Source organism: Mucilaginibacter endophyticus (genome assembly GCF_003351025.1).
GTDB lineage: Bacteria > Bacteroidota > Bacteroidia > Sphingobacteriales > Sphingobacteriaceae > Mucilaginibacter > Mucilaginibacter endophyticus.
Genome location: NZ_QPCG01000003.1, coordinates 193,877 through 211,542, shown reverse-complemented (window position 1 = coordinate 211,542; position 17,666 = coordinate 193,877). Strand labels below are relative to the sequence as shown.

The following is a 17,666-nucleotide window of genomic DNA, read 5'->3' as shown; positions in this document are numbered from 1 at the left end:
TTTAATTAGTGATGAATATATTAGAAGTTAATGACCTGAGCAAGGTGTTCAACCTGCACATCCTCAATAATAAAAAAATTGAGGCCCTTAGCGATATCAATTTTACGATGCAGGAGGGGGAGATCATCGGGCTTACCGGTAAATCGGGTTCGGGTAAATCAAGTTTGATGAAATGCATTTACCGCACCTACCTGGCATCATCAGGACAAATCATTTATACTTCAAAAGATGGCAGTCTTGACCTGGTTAAGGCCGATGACCATCGCGTTATCGAGTTACGCAAAACCGAGATCAACTATTGCTCGCAGTTTTTGAGCGTGATACCCCGTGTAACCGCCGTTGACGTGGTTTGCGAAAACCTTTTCCGGATTGAAAAAGATAAAGACGTAGCGCGTACCAAAGCCAAGGAAATGCTGGAAGAACTGGCCCTGCCGGCCGAACTGTTTGATGCATTCCCGGTAACCTTCAGCGGTGGCGAGCAGCAACGTATCAATGTAGCCCGCGCTATTATCGCTTCACCAAGGTTTTTGCTGATTGATGAACCTACGGCTTCGCTTGATGCCCGCACCAAAGATGTGGTAATTGATATGATATTGGGTTTAAAGCAAAATGGCACCTCGGTGCTCTGCATCTCACATGATGAGTATACGCTGGAAAGACTTTGCGACAGGCGGATTGATCTGCAGTTTGGCAGGATCAATGAGGTAGAAGTTGTGGAGTGAGTGGTTGATTAGGTGAATGGTATTGAAAGAAATAAAACCGCGGGAATGTGCGATTTTCTCCCCTGGGAGAGTGTAGGGAAGGGTTTCATCGATATGCGTATCAATGAAGCAGGCGTATAAACCCCTCCCTGCCATCACGCAACCCAACACACCCCTCCCAAGGGAGGGAATTAAAAAAGAAAAAGACACGTTAAAATGAGATCATTCATTATCAGTAACGCCACGGTGGTAACACCATCCGAAGTGCTTCAAAATACCTCGGTATTGGTTGAGCATGGCATTATTACGCATATTGCTCCTGAAATTGATGAACAGATTGCTGGTTTCAGTATTGATGCCGATGGCGCCATCCTGATGCCTGGCATTATCGATATCCATACCGATGCTATGGATGCCGAGATCGTTCCTCGTTCGGGTGCCGATATTCCTATCAATGTGGCTTTCCGTGAGCTGGAACGCAAAATGAGTGGTTGCGGCTTTACTACCGTTTACCATTCTATGCACCTCGGCTATGATATGGCCGAATTGCATTCGCGCAGTAAATACACCCGCGATGAGGTTTTTGAAACCGTTCACCGTGCGTCAAAGGGCAGCACGCTTTTAAATAACAAAATCCACTTGCGATTTGAGCTATCGGGTGTAAAAGCTTACGAAAGCTGCTTTGAGCTGATGGATAAAGGCTATGTGCAGCTGTTATCGGTAATGGACCACACGCCGGGCCAGGGGCAGATCAGCAAGGAATATTTTATAGCCTTCGCCATGAAAATGGGTAAATCGGCCGAGGAGGCTGAGCAGGCTTTTATTGAAAAATTGGTGATGCCGGTCATCGCCGGAAAAGAGCTGGAAGCCATGATCAAGCATGCACAGCAGTTACACATTCCTGTAGCGTCACATGATGACGACAGCCTGGAAAAAGTTGATTATATGCGTGGTTTAGGCATAGATATCTGCGAATTTCCTATCACTATGGAAACCGCCCAACATGCGGCCAAATTAGGCATGCATGTGGTTGGTGGCGCTTCAAACATATTGAGAGGCGGCTCGCTTTCCGGTAACCTGAACATGAAGGACGCGGTATTACAAGGCGCGGTTGATTCGTTATGTTCAGACTACTACCCGCCGGCTATTATTCATGCTATATTTAAGTTATATAATGAAGAGGGGATGCCGTTGCCCGAAGCGGTGAAAATGGCTACCCTGAACCCGGCCAAAGCGGTAGGTATTAGCAATCACACCGGTAGTATCGAAACCGGCAAAGATGCCGATCTGGTCATCGTGAAGCTACTTGACAGCATCCCTATGGTTACACATACCATTGTAAGGGGGCACATTGTGGCGCAGGCCAGCAATAAAATAAATTATAATAAGGACTATCAACCGGATAATAATTTATCATTAACCAATGAGCTATAAGCAGGCAACAGCAAGCACTATGGACCTGGCATTTGATGATTACAACAAAAGGCAGGTCTACGAAATTTCGGCAGAACGAAACAAAGAACGGGCATTGGATGCCCGGCCCGCGGGTAATTTTATTTACAAAAACGATGGCTGGCAACCGCTGGAGTACGAAGGTTTCGCCATAGTATCCATGCTGGATGAAAACCCCGGCAACGAACCGCTTACCGCCCGGCTAACCGCCATTCAAAAGGAGCTTAGCTTAAACCTTTCGCCCCGGACCGCTTTTTATCAGCTCCCTTCCCAAAGCTTTCATCAAACTGTAGCCAATACCTTATCTGCCGACAGGTTTAAACAACATATCCTGTATGCCGGGCTTGAACAAACTTACCCTTCCATAGTAGGCAAAACCTTAAATGCCATACCATCTACTGAAGGTGAAGCGATTATCCGCATGAAAATGGCCGGACTGAGCATTTTTGGTACCGCCATAGGTATTTTGGGCGTTTTTGAGGATGAAGAAGGCTATAATCAGATCGTAAACTTCCGGTCGGCTTTTTATGCCGATGAACAGCTGGCAAAGTTGGATGTTAAAATGACCCGCCCTTTCATCGGTCATATTACGTTAACCTACATCGAACAAAACCTCAACAAAAATCAAAAAGAACATTTGGCCGGTGTGATCAGCGAGATTAACGAAAGCCTGGCTGTTGAGGATAATTACTTCAATATCGCGATTACCGGGCTCAGGAGGTACCATCACCTGGCCAATTTTATGAAGAAGGATAATTACCCCGTTCATCAATTTTAATCAAATTTTTTGGTGATGAAATATTTTGAAAACTACCCGCCGGTTACCGAACAAAAGCAGGGACACCAGTTGGGGGAGGAGCCCTATATCCATTCCAGTTGTATTGTGAAAGACAGCAGCCTTGGCCCCTGGACAGCCCTTGGTGCAGGTACCTGGCTGGTTGAATCAACCTTTGGCGATTATAGTTACACCGCCGGTAACGTACAGATCATTTATTCCGAAATAGGCAAATACTGCTCCATAGCCAACAGCGTGCGTATCAACCCCGGTAATCATCCGCAATGGAGGGTTACACAACACCATATGACCTATCGCCGTGCCCATTATGGCTTGGGCGAGGATGACCAGGAGTTTTTTCAATGGCGCCGGGACCATAAATGTACTATTGGCCATGATGTTTGGATAGGCCATGGCGCGGTAATTATGCCGGGCGTAAATATTGGTACCGGAGCCATAATAGGATCGGGAGCCATAGTGACTAAAGATGTTGGCCCTTATGAAATAGCCGTTGGCGTGGCCGCAAAAGTGATCAAAAAGCGATTTGACGATGCCACTATCGAAAAGCTGCTGGCCAGCGAATGGTGGAACTGGGACCGCGAAACATTGGAACAAAACTTTAACGATCTGCTCAATTTAGAAGTATTCATTGATAAGTACTGTTAATCATCTCCTATGAAAAAACTGATCATTGCTGCCCTTATTGCTTTAACGGCATTTTCGGCATGTAAAAATAAAACCGCGCTGGATAGCAACGGCGTGCCCCAAACACTTACCATAGCCGTTGTACAATCGGAAGGGGTAGAAGGGATAAAACAGGTGCGCGAACAAATGCGTGATTATCTGGCTAAGAAATTAAATATGCCGGTTGAGCTGATTTACAGTAATGATTATACCGGAGTGATAGAGGCGTTACGTGCCAATAAGGCCCATATAGCCGATATGCAGCCTTTTGCCTATGTAATAGCCACCCGTACTTTAAAACTAACCCCTTTAGTTACCTTAGGTAATAACGGCAAGCCAACAACGTACAAAAGCGTGATTATAGCCAACGCCCATGGCAATATTAAAACCATGGATGATGTAAAGGCTCATTCAAAAAACCTTGTTCTTGGTTTTGTTGAGCCTGCTTCGGCTTCGGGGCATTTGATCCCGAGAGCATATTTAAATTCTATCGGCCTTAATCCTGATACCGCCTTTAAGCAAACCATTTTCGCGGGTAACCACCTTACTTCGGTATTATCAGTAAAATCGGGTAAAACGGATATTGGCTGTACAACTAATCTCATTTTTATGTTGATGACCAAAGCCAAAATGATCAATGATGGCGATATCAGGGTACTTTGGACATCAGACCCTATTGTCAGCGATCCAATTGTAGTTAAAAGTGATATCAATAAAGACCTTCAAAAACGGATTCAGCAAGCCTACCTGGATATGAATAAAGAGCGCCCGGAGATATTGAAAGCCTATGTAAAGATCTTTATAAAAGATACCACAAGGCGTAGCTATATGGTGGCTAATGACACACTGTATAACGGGTTAAGGAAAATAGCAGGCAGCATTAAAAGCTTAAAGGCAAACTAAACATGAAAGCGTTTAATGTTTTTTTGCTGGTTGTGGCCATGTTAACCGCCGTAAGCGGTTGCAAAAATAAGGCCGATCTGGACGCCAATGGCGTTCCCGGTAAGCTGCTTATAGGCTCATATGGGGGTGATAACCCAGCTCAATACCGTGAGGCACTCGATCCTTTTGCGGCCTATCTCTCCAAAAAATTAGGTATGGAAGTAGAGTTTTTTTACACTACCGATTATCCTGCACTGATAGAGGCCATGCGATCAAAAAAGATCCACATGGCGCATTTAACGCCTTACGCCTATATATTGGCTACGCAAAAGCCGGGCTTGGCACCTATTGTTACACTTGGTATTAAGGGCAAGCCTACGGTATATCATAGCATTATTTTCACCAATAAAAAAACAGGCCTTAAAACCATGGCTGATGTTAAAGCCCGCGCCAAAAATCTTACCCTTTGCTTTGCCGACCCGGCCTCAACTTCGGGCCATCTTATTCCGCGTGGCTACCTCGACTCCATTGGCCTCGATCCGGATAAAGCATTCAAAGCAACCATATTTGCCGGTAGCCACGCCGCCGCTATTTTGAGTGTGAAGTCGGAGAAAGTAGACGTGGGCTGCTCTACCAGCGAACTGGCTTTGGAAAAGCTGATCCGTGAGCATATTATTAATCGCGAGGATATCGTGATCCTGTGGACATCACCGCCGATTGTAAACGATGCTATCGCTATCAGAACCGATCTGAATAAAGATTTTATTAATAAAGTACAGCAAGCTTACCTGAACGCCAATCGCGACGATTTTGAAGCCTTTAAAAAATATGTTTTGCTGTACTGGCCCAACCCGCATGAAATGTCTTACGTGCCTATTCAGGATTCGGCATATAACCAGTTGCGCAAAATTGCAGGAAGTATAAAGGATTTGAAGCAAAAATAAAACGCTGTAACGATGAAAAATCTGATTGGAAGCCTGATGTTATTATGTATGTTGCTGGTATCCGGCGGTTGCCGCGATAGTGCCGATCTGGATGCTAATGGTATTCCTCATAAGCTGATTGTCACGCTTTATGGCAGTGATGACCCAGGGGCATTGAAGGGAGCGATAAAACCCTTTCAGCAGTATCTTGAAAAAAAGCTCGGTATGCCGATAGAGTTTATTTACACTACCGATTATACATCGGTAATTGAAGCGTTACGGGCAAAGAAAACACATATAGCTTACCTGAGTCCTTTTTCGTATGTGCTGGCCTCGCAAAAACATGATATTACCCCTATTATAACTACGGGCGAAGATGGGAAACAGTCTATGTATCACAGTACCATTTTTACCAATATCCACACTGGCATTAACAGTATAGCCGAATTAAAAAAACGCTCCAAAAACATCACACTTTGTTTTGCAGATCCGGCCTCAACTTCAGGGCATTTAATACCCCGGGCATATCTTACCACTATTGGTTTAAACCCGGATCAAAGCGTTTTTAAGGAAACCATTTTTGCGGGTAACCATGTGGCATCGGTGCTTGCAGCGGCGTCTGGCAAGGTAGATGTTGGCTGCGCTGCTACCGAATATGGTTTGGAGATTGCGGAAAGAAAAGGCTTGGTAAAGGCAGATCAGATCAAAGTTTTATGGCAGTCTAAACCTATTGTAGGCAGCCCGATTGTAGCACGTAACGATTTGAATAAGGAGCTGGTTAAAAAGATCCAAAACCTATATGTAAACCTGGCCAAAGATGAGCCGGGTATTTTTTTGCCTTATATGAAGCTGCTGCACGCACAACCCGAACGCTACTCATATATGACCGTTCAGGATTCGATGTATAACGGCATCAGGGCAATAGCCTCAGGAATTAAAGACTTAAACGTAGTTAAGTAATTAGTTCATAGAGTGGGTTCATAGTTGATGGTTCATGGATCATAGTAAAAAAGAGTTCATGGTTGATAGTTCATGGATCATGGCAAAAAGTAAGTTCATAGATTATAGCAAAGAGTTTGATAGTGTATTTTGACTCTTATTCATGTACCTATGAACCATTAACCATGATCTATGAACTATCAACCATGAACAAGAAAGCATACTAAAGCATAAGCGCGATGATTGAAGTAAAAGGTTTAACCAAAACACTGCCCAACGGGCGTAAGTTGTTAAACGGTATCGATTTTACCGTTAAAAAAGGAGAGTTTGTAGGGATTTTGGGGCCAAGTGGGGCGGGGAAAACGCTTACGCTTCGGTGCCTGAATGGTTTGCTGAAGCCCGATGAAGGTTCGGTATTGGTAGAGGATGAGCACGGTGAAAAGCATGACATCTGCCAGAGCAGCAAAAAGCAACTGCGTCATGTGCGCGAACGGATAGGCGTTATTTTCCAGGGATATCATTTGGTGAAGCGTCTATCAGTACTGGAGAATGTAATGATTGGCCGGTTAGGGCAGATTAGTACCATCCGGAGCCTGGTTTATGGTTTTACTGACAAGGAAGCCGAAGAAGCATTGCTGGCCCTGGAAAAAGTAAAAATGGCTCACCTGGCACAGAACCGTACGGGCAGTTTAAGCGGTGGCGAAATGCAGCGTGTAGCGATTGCGAGGGCTATTTTTCAGTCGCCTACCTTGTTACTGGCCGATGAGCCCATCTCCAACCTCGACCCAAGCAATGCCAAGGTGATCATGAAGCTGATCCGCCCGTTATCAGAAAATATCCCGGTTGTAGGCGTGTTTCATCAACCCGAAATGACTGCCAAATACTGCACCCGCGTTATAGCGATAAAGGACGGACAGGTTGTTTATGATGGCGATCCAAAACTCTCCAACAAAACACTTGAAGATATTTATGGCGAAGAACTGGCGCAAATGGAGCAGTATGAGCACGCCATACCTACACCCGAAATTGTAAGGATATGACAGGTCAGGCTACATACAGTTTTAAGCGGTACCGCAAATTTGTGCTCCCGCTCATTTTACTCATAGCGGTTACCGAAGGCGCCGCGATAGTTTGCGGGGCTACTTTTGATAAACTGGAAACAGGCATTGTTAAAGGATTATCTTTTCTGCAGTTTATGTTTCCGCCAGATTGGGCCGCGTTTAAAGATATGCTGGAGCCTGCGTTTCAGTCCATTACCATCGCTGCATTAGGTACCATATTCGGCACTATACTTTCGGTGGTATTTGCTGTGTTGGCAGCTTCCAATATCTCCCATAGCTGGGTGCGTAATACGGCCCGTTTCCTGATAGGGTTGGAGCGGTCGGTGCCCGAAATAGTGATCCTGCTGTTGCTGATCGCAGCCTTTGGATTAGGTTCGATGCCGGGTATCGTATCGCTAACCTTGGGCTGCATAGGGATGTTAGGCAAACTGTTGGCCGATATTATTGAGGAGATAGACCCGGTGATGATCGAGTCGATGGAGTCATTAGGGGCCAACAAACTACAGATCATCTGGTTTGGCGTAATGCCGCAGATTATACCCAATCTTGTTTCTTACGCGCTGTTCAGGTTTGAGATCAATATCCGCCTATCGGTAATATTAGGGGCGATTGGAGCTGGTGGCATTGGTTATGAACTTGATTATTCGTTTAGTATGCTACAGTACCACCGCGCGTTTACTGCCATGATTGTGGTTATGGTCATGATCTTCGGTACCGAGCGCTTATCATACATGTTAAGGAAAAAGTTTAAAGTAGAGGGGGCATTGCAATGAGTACGGTTGATATTATCATGCCTTCAAAAAGGTATAAGCAAAAGGCAACCATTTTTATGGTATCGGCCATTGTAATTTTGATAGCCTGCATTTATCTGAACTTTAACCCTATAATGATCTTTACCGAGTTTCATTACGTGCGCGATTTGCTTGGCGAAATGTTTATGCCCAATTACCAGATCCTGTATGAAAATACATCTACAGGTATATCTATATTGCAAACCTTGTCCATGGCGTTTTTGGGTACTTTGTATGGCGGCCTCATAGCCTTTGTACTTGCTTTTCTGGCTGCAACTAACACTATGCCTTACAAAGCTGTGCGGATCATAACACAGGTATTTGTATCCATGCTGCGGGTGATACCGGCGTTGGTTGTGGTATTGGTATTTGTAATAGCCGTTGGCCCGGGTTCGTTTTCTGGTGTGCTTACGCTGGTTATTGTTACCATAGGATCGTTTGCCAAGCTCTTTACCGAAATTATTGAGAATGTAGAGAGCGGTCCGGGAGAGGCTATCTTTTCGGTTGGGGCAAGTCGTTTGCAGATGATCCGGTATTCCATTATACCTCAAATCATGCCATCATTTATAGCCAATTTGCTGTATGCCTTTGATGTAAACATGCGTGCCGCGATTGGTCTGGGTATTTTTGGTGGCGGCGGTATTGGCTTCCAATTGCAGATGGCCAAAAGCGTGCTGCACTATAAAGACGTTACCGCGCTTATCACCATCATTATTATACTGGTTATTTTGGTTGAAAAACTATCCGATTATTTAAGGAAGAGGATTTTGGGTGAAGGGAAGCTGGGGTAGGTTTGGTGAATCAGAATTTTCAGAATAAAGAATGGATATCACCACCGCTCGACCCTAACCGCCGCCGCTCGGCTCCAGCCGAGTGGCAAATATCAAGCGGCCTCTGGCCGCCGTAAATAAGTATGGCGTACACAGGCCAGAGGCCTGGGAATAACTGCCACTCGGCTGGAGCCGAGCGGCGGCAGGAAGNAAAGAATGGATATCACCACCGCTCGACCCTAACCGCCGCCGCTCGGCTCCAGCCGAGTGGCAAATATCAAGCGGCCTCTGGCCGCCGTAAATAAGTATGGCGTACACAGGCCAGAGGCCTGGGAATAACTGCCACTCGGCTGGAGCCGAGCGGCGGCAGGAAGCCATGTCATTGCGAGGCACGAAGCAATCGCACGGAAGCAAAGCCGCTCTGTATAGCATGCGATTGCTTCGTGCCTCGCAATGACATGGTTGGCTCCAATCAACTACTCACCCCATCCTAATATCACGCTAATAATTGGAGTATAATTTTACCAGTGATAAAATATATCTGATAATAAAATGAACACGCACCTGCTCACCAATGCGCGCATCGTTACACCAACTGAAGATTTCATCGGTTCGGTTATCATTGAAAACGGTATTATATCCGAAATAATAAAGGATAAATATTTTACCGAAGGTATTGATCTTAAAGGTCAGTGGCTTATTCCCGGCTGCATAGATATCCATACCGATTATTTGGAGAAGGAGCTTTACCCGCGTTCGGGTGCAGGATTTCCTTTACCGTTCGCGCTTCATTTTATGGATGCCCGCGCGGCGGCCTGTGGTATTACTACCGTGTTTAGCGCGGTGAGCTTTTCTGATAACGAAGAGAAAAACCGGAGCCTGAGCGAGGCTATGGAACTTTCGCGGCAGATTGACGCAACACGCCATTCGTTGCTGGTACGTCACTTTCTGCATGCCCGTATCGACCCAAACTCTGAAGGGTTGTTGAATTACCTGGAGCCTATGCGTCAACTGGAAAGTTTGTACATGGTGGTTTATAACGATCATATTCCGGGCCAAAGGCAATATACCATACAACAGCAGATTGAGCTGCGCACCAAAGCATTCGGCATAACGCCGGAAGAGGCTATGGCACGTTTGCAAAAACAGATAGATAAAACAAGCAGGATCAATAACCGGGCGCAGATCTATGAAACGTTTAAGGATAAATACATTCTTGGTAGTCATGATGATACTACTATCGAGCACGTTGAGGAAGGCAAATACTATGGTGCCACCTTATCAGAAATGCCTACTACCTTAATCGCGGCCCGTAAAGCTAAAGAACTGGGCTTGTGGATTTGCCTGGGCGCACCAAATTACTACCGGGGCGGCTCGCATTGCGGTAATCTTTCAAGTATCGATGCCATCGCCGAAGACCTTTGCGATATCCTTTGCAGCGATTATCATTTCCCGACCATGTTAGGCAGTGTGGTGAAAATGATTGGTAACGGCATCAGTCCGAGTAAGGCGGTTAATATGGTGTCATTAAACCCGGCACGCCTCTTAAACTTTGACTCAGAAACCGGCAGCATTGAAATTGGTAAAAAGGCCGATCTGGTAGCATTCAGCAGTGAAAAGTCTTTTGCATCAGTATCGCATGCTTTTGTAGATGGTATTATAAAATACCGTGCCGATTACAGCCTTGCTATACAGCCCTTAGCCGCCGAACAACCAGAACTAAACGCGCTGAACACCGGCGTGTAAATTATAAACAGGAAGGGAATAGCTTTTAGCTTTCAGCCTTCCGCTTTCAGCTCAAAAATGAAAATAGGGATTTTAGGCGATATCCATGAAGATATTGTAGCCTTACGCAAGGCTTTTGATGCATTGGAAAAAGCCGGTTGTACCGAGGTGGTTTGCCTTGGCGATATTGTAGGGTACAAGGTAAATACGTACTACTATCTGGATACCCGCAGTGCTCATGAGTGTATAGCCATGATCCGTGCCAATTGCAGTACGGTAGTTATCGGCAATAATGATTTATACCAGGTAAAAAAGCTGCCCAAATATGATGGCGGTCTGGGTTTCCCTGCAAACTGGTATGAGCTTGACTTTTTTGAGCGCAAGAAATGGAGCGATGGTCGTGTGCTGCTTTTTGAAGAGGTGCAGCTTAACGCCCTTATGACAAGGGAAGATAAGGCCTGGTTGGAAACAGTTCCTGATTTTGCCGCACGCGATTTTAACGGGCATAAAGTTTTCTTCTCGCATTTTGCTTACCCGGATCTGCATGGGGTGAAAGCCTGTTTCCCGCAAGAAGCGGATGCCTACCATGAGCACCTGAACTTTATTGAGGAAAACGGTTGCCGCACCGGCTTTAGCGGGCACATGCATTTTGAAGGGGTTAGTATCTGCAATGACGATCATATAGAGCGTAACCCTTTTGGTAAATACAAGCTATCCGATCAAATACAATGGCTTTATGGCCCTTGTGTGGCGCGCTCGATGTTCAATAACGGCGTAATGGTGCTTGACCCCGAACAGTTTACTATCGAAGCTATCCCGCTGCTTTTTGTTTAAAATAGTTTATACATCAACATGAAATATATTTGCCTTTCCTCGTTTTTATTAGCCTTTTCCATAGCTGCTTTCGCGCAAAAAGCCGACCTGGTTTTAACCAACGGTAATATAGTTACCCTGAAACAAAAAGGAGATCGTGCCCAGGCTATGGCCATAGCCGGTGATAAGATCATTGCCGAAGGTTCGGTTCAGGAAATCAGCAAGTACATCGGTAAAAGCACAAAGGTTATAGACCTGAAAGGTAAAACCGTACTGCCCGGTTTTAACGATGTGCATCAGCACCCGGCGCCGCTTTATACTTTTGATAAGCCCTATGCTACGCTTGAACTGGACACGGTAACGTCCATGAAAAATTTGATCGCTTTGCTTAAACGTAAAGCTGCTATTACCCCTAAAGGGATGCTGATCAGGGGCGTAGGGTATAATGAAACCAAACTGGGCGGGCAGCCTATCCGCGATAGCCTGGATAAAGCATCTGCAGATCATCCTATCATTATTTCGCATGTGAGCGGGCACCTTTCGGCAGCCAACTCTATGCTAATGGAAATGAACGGCATTGACGAAAATACCGCCGATCCTGCAGGTGGCGCTTTTGAGCGTTACCCAAACAGTAAACGCCCCGATGGCATCTGTAAAGAAGTAGCAGCTTCTTATCTGCATAAATCAAAGCAAATCAAATATCCGTCTAAACCTACTACCGATGAGGAGATGGAAGGTTATCGTAAATACTTTAACAACGTATTGGCCAGTGGTGTAACCAGTATAGGCGATGCCTGGACGACGCCCGAAAAGGTAGTTATTTACCGTAAACTGGTTGCCGAAGGTTTCCCGATGCGGTTTAATGTACTTATGGGTACGCCCTATGCTGCTGATCTGATCAGCGGTAAAATACAACGCAGCAATACCGATCATTTGCGTATTCAGGGTGTAAAGGTAATACACGGTAACTCTTTAAGCGGCAAAACCTGCTGGTTGTATGAACCTTATGATATGATTAATCCGGTTACTGGGAAAAAAGATTACTATGGTATTCCGCCCGCGCGGAGCCAGGCATCGCTCGACAGCCTTTTTCTGGCTATTCACAAGGCAGGGTTACAAATTGCCTGTCACTCCAATGGCGACCGCGAGATTGATATGGTGATCTCGGCTATCGAAAAAGCCCAAAAGGCCGTCCCTCGTGGCGATGCCCGTCACCGCATTGAGCATTGTAGCATTACCAACCAGGAGATCCTGGATAAGATCAAGGCTGACGGAATTGTGCCTGTGTTTCATTGCTATATGTATGAACTGGGCGAAAAAATGCAGGTATATGGCGAAAAACGGATGGCTATGCTGCATCCAACTAAAACAGCAATGGATATGGGTATTGTTTATGCGCTGCATTCCGATGCGCCCATCTCACCTTACCCGGCAATGATCAGGCTGGGCAGTGCTGTTAACCGTAAAACAAAAGATGGCGGTATTGTTATTGGCGCAAACCAACGTATTGATGCCGAGGACGCCATTAAAGCTTACACCTATGGCGGTGCCTATACCACGTTTGAGGAAGGTAAAAAAGGCAGGTTGATAGCCGGTCAGCTTGCAGATTTAATGGTGCTTGATCAGGATCCTACTACCATCGACTCTGATAAAATTTACGATATTAAAGTAATGATGACGGTAGCAGGCGGGAGAGTGGTTTTTGGTAAATAGTATTTAATTTTATCATAAACAAAATAACATTATGGATACTTCACTTTTTGAATCGGTTGATCAGTATATAGGTAACTTATTGGGCGATGAGGACGAGGTGCTGAAAGGTACGCTAAAATCAATGAAAGATGCCGGTATCCCGGGTATCAATGTATCGGCTAATCAGGGCAAGTTTTTACAGGTTCTGGCTAAGTTATGTAATGCTAAAAAGATTTTGGAGATAGGTACACTTGGCGGTTACAGTACCATCTGGCTTGCACGTGCGTTGCCTGCTGATGGTCAACTTATCACCCTTGAACTGGAGCAGGCTTATGCCGATGTTGCCCGTCAGAATATCATCAAAGCAGGTTTAGATCCGGTTGTTGATATTAAAGTAGGCAAGGCAATGGACAGCCTCGCCCTGCTTGACGCCGAAGATTCAGGTCCGTTTGATATGATCTTTATTGATGCAGATAAACCACCCTACACCGAGTATTTTGAATGGGCGCTTAAATTTTCAAGACCAGGTACGCTCATTGTTGCTGATAATGTGATCCGCGAAGGAAAAGTACTTGACGATAATTGCGATGATGAGCGGGTTAAGGGAGTGCAACGTTTTAATAAAGTCCTTGCCGATAATAAGCAAGTGACGGCCACCATTATCCAAACGGTAGGTACCAAAGAGCATGATGGTATGGCGATAGTGGTTGTGAAATAGTGAAAATTTATGAGTAGCCCTTGTTCAAAAAAAACGAATTGTCATTTCGAACGAACCAGGGCAGGGATATGAGAAGGAGTGAGGAGAAATCTTATACACCTTGCATCTAAACTATATATGACGGCTTTGCGTAGTGTATAAGATTTCTCTTTCGCCCCGGCGCCCAGCCCATCCATGCTCTATCGAAATGACATTTTATACTTTTCCCACTTAGTAAAAGTCGGGACGCATATTGAATTTAATTGCGTGTCTATCAATGTAATAATACGTACTTATGCCCTGTAGTACTTATTTTTCTTATGTTTACTATCCGGTATATAAATTGGATTGTTAATTTTAAGATCATAAGCAAGGGGACGAAATGAATTTTGGCGGAGTTACTATAAAGGATATTGCTAAAGAACTGGGGATCTCGCCTTCGGCGGTTTCCAAGGCACTTAAAGACAGTCATGAAATTGGCGAAAAAACAAAAGCACTTGTATTAGAGTGTGCCAAAAGACTTAACTATCAGCCCAACCTTAACGCGCAAAGCCTGAAGCGGGGCAACAGCAAATCCCTCGGCATTGTAGTTTCAACAATTGATAACCAGTTTTTTTCGCAGGTAATTAATGGTATCGAATCGGTTGCGCACAGCAAGGGGTACAATGTGTTCATTACGCAAACCCATGAATCATACGACCTGGAATTGCAAAACGTGCGCCACTTAACTTTTCGCTCCATCGATGGTTTGCTGATCTCGCTTTCAACCGAAACCAATAATATCGATCACCTTAAAGAACTTCATGAAAAAGGCTTACCCATAGTTTTCTTCGATAGGGTGAGTGATGAAATTGACACGCACAAGGTAGTTGCCGATAATTTTGCAGGTGCTTATGATGCCACAACGCAGTTAATTAATGCAGGTTATCGCAAAATAGCCCATATCACCAGTTCTGTAAATGTATCCATTACCGCAGAGCGTCTAAGGGGCTACCGGCAGGCGCTTGAACAACATGGTATAACGCCTGATGAAAAGCTGATCAAATACTGCCCGCATGGCGGTAAAGACCTTGCCGAGATAGAAAATGCGCTAAGCGAGCTGTTTTCTGATAGTAAGCCCGACGCTATATTTACCGCCTCTGACAGGATCACTACTACCACTTTGTCGCTCCTGCATAAATTAGGCTACCGTATTCCTGCCGATATCGCTTTGCTTGGCTTCACCAACACCCAATTGGCCGAAGTGTTGAATCCTCCGTTAAGTGCTGTTTATCAGCCCGGCTTTGAAATGGGGAAAAAGGCGACAGAGATGCTTATCAACATCATCGAAAGCAAACGGCCTGTTACCGAGTTTGAAACCACGGTGTTGCCTACCCAGGTCTTTATCCGTAGCTCATCCCAACCGGTAAAAGCATAGGTACTGATCTGGCTGATTGTATAATAAATGTATTATTAACATTTGTTGTTTTTGTAAAATCTTTTGCAGACTTTTAGCGCGTTATAAACCAAGCTAAAACCTTTCAGCCTCATGAAAAAGATTTTCCATACCTGTTTGCTGCTACTTATGTTTTGCGGTGCTGCTGTTGCACAAAACACTGCCGATAAAACTTTTACCAATCCGCTATTGCCATCAGGTGCCGACCCATGGGTAATTTATAAAGATGGATTTTACTACTATACTAACTCAACCGGTGGCAATATCGTTATCTGGAAAACCAAGGATGTTACCAAACTAAGTACTGCACCTAAAAAGGCTGTTTGGTCGCCACCCGCAGGAACAGACCATTCAAAGGAGCTTTGGGCACCCGAGCTACATTTTATTAAAGGCAAATGGTATGTTTATTTTGCCGCCGATAATGGCGATAACAACAACCACCGCATTTACGTACTGGAAAACAAGTCTGCCGATCCAACTGAAGGTACATGGGAGTTTAAAGGGAAAATAGCCGACAGTACTGATAAATGGGCTATTGATGCATCTGTGTTTGAAAACAACGGCAGCTGGTACATGATCTGGTCGGGTTGGGAAGGTGACCATAACGGTCAGCAGAATATCTATATCGCTAAAATGAAGGATGCACTGACCATTGGCAGCGAGCGCGTAAAAATATCAAGCCCTGCTTATCAATGGGAAACCAATGGTGATCTGAATGATGCAGGCAATCCAGCACATGTAAGCGTGAATGAAGGACCGGAGATATTAAAGCATGGCAACAGACTATTCCTGATCTACTCGGCCAGCGGCTGCTGGACTGATTTTTATGCTTTAGGTATGCTTACGGCTTCTAAAAATAGTGATCTGTTAAATCCCGCGTCATGGATAAAAACAGAGGAACCGGTATTTAAGCAATCACCTGAAAACAGCGTTTACGCACCAGGCCATAACTCATTCTTTAAGTCGCCGGATGGAAGGGAGGATTGGATCTTGTATCATGCCAATTCAAATCCTAATGAAGGCTGTGGTAATAAACGCTCACCACGTGCCCAGAAATTTACCTGGAATAAAGATGGCTCACCCAATTTTGGTGTGCCGCTAAAAGATGGGCAACCGCTGGCCGTACCGTCGGGAACTAAGTAGGAAGGAGTATTAGAAAATACGGCTGTTGTCATTTCGATAGAGCCGGGGAGGGGATGAGCGTCGGGGCGAAAGAGAAATCTTATACGCCATGCTTGCAATAGTCTGTAAGCAGGAAGTATAAGATTTCTCACTCGTTCCTCGTTTCGAAATGACATCAAGCTAAACTCCATCCCCATTTTCTTGACAAATATCAATTTCGTTCTTATCAAACATCAATGTGCAGGTTATAGCGCTGCGGTAAATTTGTATTAACAAAAGAACGATACAAAATGTCAAAAACAATTTTTATAACCGGAACAAGTACAGGATTTGGTAAGTTAACCACAATAACCCTTGCAAATGCAGGCCATACCGTAATAGCAGGTATGCGCGGAATAAATGGCAAAAACGAAGCTGTAGCCAAAGAATTATCGGCTCTGCCAAACGTTGAAGTAGTTGAAGTAGATATCACCGATGACGCTTCAGTTAAAACAGCTTTTGAATACACCTTAACCAAATATGGCCATATTGATGTGTTGGTAAATAATGCCGCGGTTTCTGGCTTCGGCTTGTTGGAAGGCTATTCTATAGATCAGATCAAACAGATGTTTGAAGTGAACTTTTACGGAACCCTGCGCACCATCTTTGCAGTATTACCGGGCATGCGCGCCGCTAAGAACGGGTTGATCATCAACATTACATCAGGTGCAAGCGGCCACACCCTGCCGTTTATGATCCCTTACCTTGCTTCAAAATTTGGGGTAGAAAGTATTACCGAAGGTTTACAGGATGAGCTTGCCGCTTATAATATCGAAAACGTAAGCATCCAGCCGGGGGTTTATCCAACCGAAATGAATAATGGGAGTAAAGCGGGCATCCATGCCGATAAACCGGAAGTTATTGCCGAATATGGTGAGGGTTCTGTGCAGCAGTTCAACGCTATGGGTACCGCACTTTTCAGCAAAATGGCCGAATTTAATATGGATCCGCAAACCATTGCCGATGGCATATTGCACCTGGTTGAAATGGAAAAAGGCAGTCGCCCGTTGCGTTACCCGCTTGACGCCGTTGCCCAGGGTACCGACCAGGAATTTATTGATGCCCGTGCCGCTATCAAGACGAAATGGTTAAGCAAATACACAGCATAAGCTGCTGATAAAAATATGACCTGGACTAAAGCAAATATCCCCGGATAAAGGGGATA

General features: G+C 45.0%; 17 protein-coding genes. All 17 read left to right on the top strand.

The window, feature by feature from the left end:
- The first annotated feature begins 11 nt into the window (after nt 1-11).
- The 17 genes from DUL71_RS14260 (at nt 12) to DUL71_RS14175 (ending at nt 17,610) form a co-directional block, all read left to right on the top strand.
- Complete coding sequence (locus DUL71_RS14260; RefSeq protein WP_208645558.1) at nt 12-722, top strand: phosphonate C-P lyase system protein PhnL; 711 nt, start codon at nt 12-14, stop codon at nt 720-722.
- A gap of 195 nt (nt 723-917) precedes the next feature.
- Complete coding sequence (locus tag DUL71_RS14255; protein WP_114938750.1) at nt 918-2,135, top strand: alpha-D-ribose 1-methylphosphonate 5-triphosphate diphosphatase; 1,218 nt, start codon at nt 918-920, stop codon at nt 2,133-2,135.
- Nucleotides 2,125-2,931, top strand: coding sequence for a hypothetical protein (locus DUL71_RS14250; protein WP_114938749.1), 807 nt, complete (start codon nt 2,125-2,127; stop codon nt 2,929-2,931). The genes DUL71_RS14255 and DUL71_RS14250 overlap by 11 nt, the downstream gene beginning before the upstream one ends.
- A 15-nt stretch (nt 2,932-2,946) precedes the next feature.
- On the top strand, nt 2,947-3,594 hold the full coding sequence (locus DUL71_RS14245) for an LbetaH domain-containing protein (RefSeq protein ID WP_114938748.1): 648 nt from the start codon (nt 2,947-2,949) through the stop codon (nt 3,592-3,594).
- A 9-nt stretch (nt 3,595-3,603) separates the two neighbouring features.
- Entirely contained in the window at nt 3,604-4,515 is a 912-nt protein-coding gene (locus DUL71_RS14240; protein ID WP_114938747.1) for a phosphate/phosphite/phosphonate ABC transporter substrate-binding protein, read from the top strand.
- Nucleotides 4,516-4,517: 2 nt separating this feature from the next.
- Entirely contained in the window at nt 4,518-5,438 is a 921-nt protein-coding gene (locus tag DUL71_RS14235; RefSeq protein WP_114938746.1) for a phosphate/phosphite/phosphonate ABC transporter substrate-binding protein, read from the top strand.
- Nucleotides 5,439-5,450: 12 nt separating this feature from the next.
- Complete coding sequence (locus DUL71_RS14230; RefSeq protein WP_114938745.1) at nt 5,451-6,377, top strand: phosphate/phosphite/phosphonate ABC transporter substrate-binding protein; 927 nt, start codon at nt 5,451-5,453, stop codon at nt 6,375-6,377.
- 218 nt (nt 6,378-6,595) lie between these two features.
- The gene (locus tag DUL71_RS14225) at nt 6,596-7,396 is read left to right on the top strand and encodes a phosphonate ABC transporter ATP-binding protein (RefSeq protein ID WP_114938744.1); all 801 of its coding nucleotides are present in this window, start codon (nt 6,596-6,598) and stop codon (nt 7,394-7,396) included.
- Between the two features lie 41 nt (nt 7,397-7,437).
- Nucleotides 7,438-8,190, top strand: a complete 753-nt coding sequence (phnE, locus tag DUL71_RS14220) for a phosphonate ABC transporter, permease protein PhnE (protein ID WP_161964440.1) — start codon at nt 7,438-7,440, stop codon at nt 8,188-8,190.
- Between the two features lie 17 nt (nt 8,191-8,207).
- A complete protein-coding gene (gene phnE, locus DUL71_RS14215) occupies nt 8,208-8,999 on the top strand; it encodes a phosphonate ABC transporter, permease protein PhnE (RefSeq protein ID WP_161964439.1) in 792 nt (263 codons plus the stop codon).
- A 531-nt stretch (nt 9,000-9,530) separates the two neighbouring features.
- Complete coding sequence (locus DUL71_RS14205) at nt 9,531-10,724, top strand: alpha-D-ribose 1-methylphosphonate 5-triphosphate diphosphatase (protein WP_114938740.1); 1,194 nt, start codon at nt 9,531-9,533, stop codon at nt 10,722-10,724.
- A gap of 57 nt (nt 10,725-10,781) precedes the next feature.
- The gene (locus DUL71_RS14200; RefSeq protein ID WP_114938739.1) at nt 10,782-11,537 is read left to right on the top strand and encodes a metallophosphoesterase; all 756 of its coding nucleotides are present in this window, start codon (nt 10,782-10,784) and stop codon (nt 11,535-11,537) included.
- Nucleotides 11,538-11,555: 18 nt separating this feature from the next.
- A complete protein-coding gene (locus DUL71_RS14195) occupies nt 11,556-13,229 on the top strand; it encodes an amidohydrolase (RefSeq protein WP_114938738.1) in 1,674 nt (557 codons plus the stop codon).
- 31 nt (nt 13,230-13,260) lie between these two features.
- Entirely contained in the window at nt 13,261-13,926 is a 666-nt protein-coding gene (locus tag DUL71_RS14190) for an O-methyltransferase (protein ID WP_114938737.1), read from the top strand.
- A 361-nt stretch (nt 13,927-14,287) separates the two neighbouring features.
- Nucleotides 14,288-15,322, top strand: coding sequence for a LacI family DNA-binding transcriptional regulator (locus DUL71_RS14185; protein ID WP_114938736.1), 1,035 nt, complete (start codon nt 14,288-14,290; stop codon nt 15,320-15,322).
- A gap of 111 nt (nt 15,323-15,433) precedes the next feature.
- Entirely contained in the window at nt 15,434-16,483 is a 1,050-nt protein-coding gene (locus DUL71_RS14180; protein WP_114938735.1) for a glycoside hydrolase family 43 protein, read from the top strand.
- A gap of 269 nt (nt 16,484-16,752) precedes the next feature.
- Nucleotides 16,753-17,610: an SDR family oxidoreductase gene (locus DUL71_RS14175; RefSeq protein ID WP_114938734.1), complete on the top strand. Its 858-nt coding sequence runs from the start codon at nt 16,753-16,755 to the stop codon at nt 17,608-17,610.
- Nucleotides 17,611-17,666 lie beyond the last annotated feature (56 nt).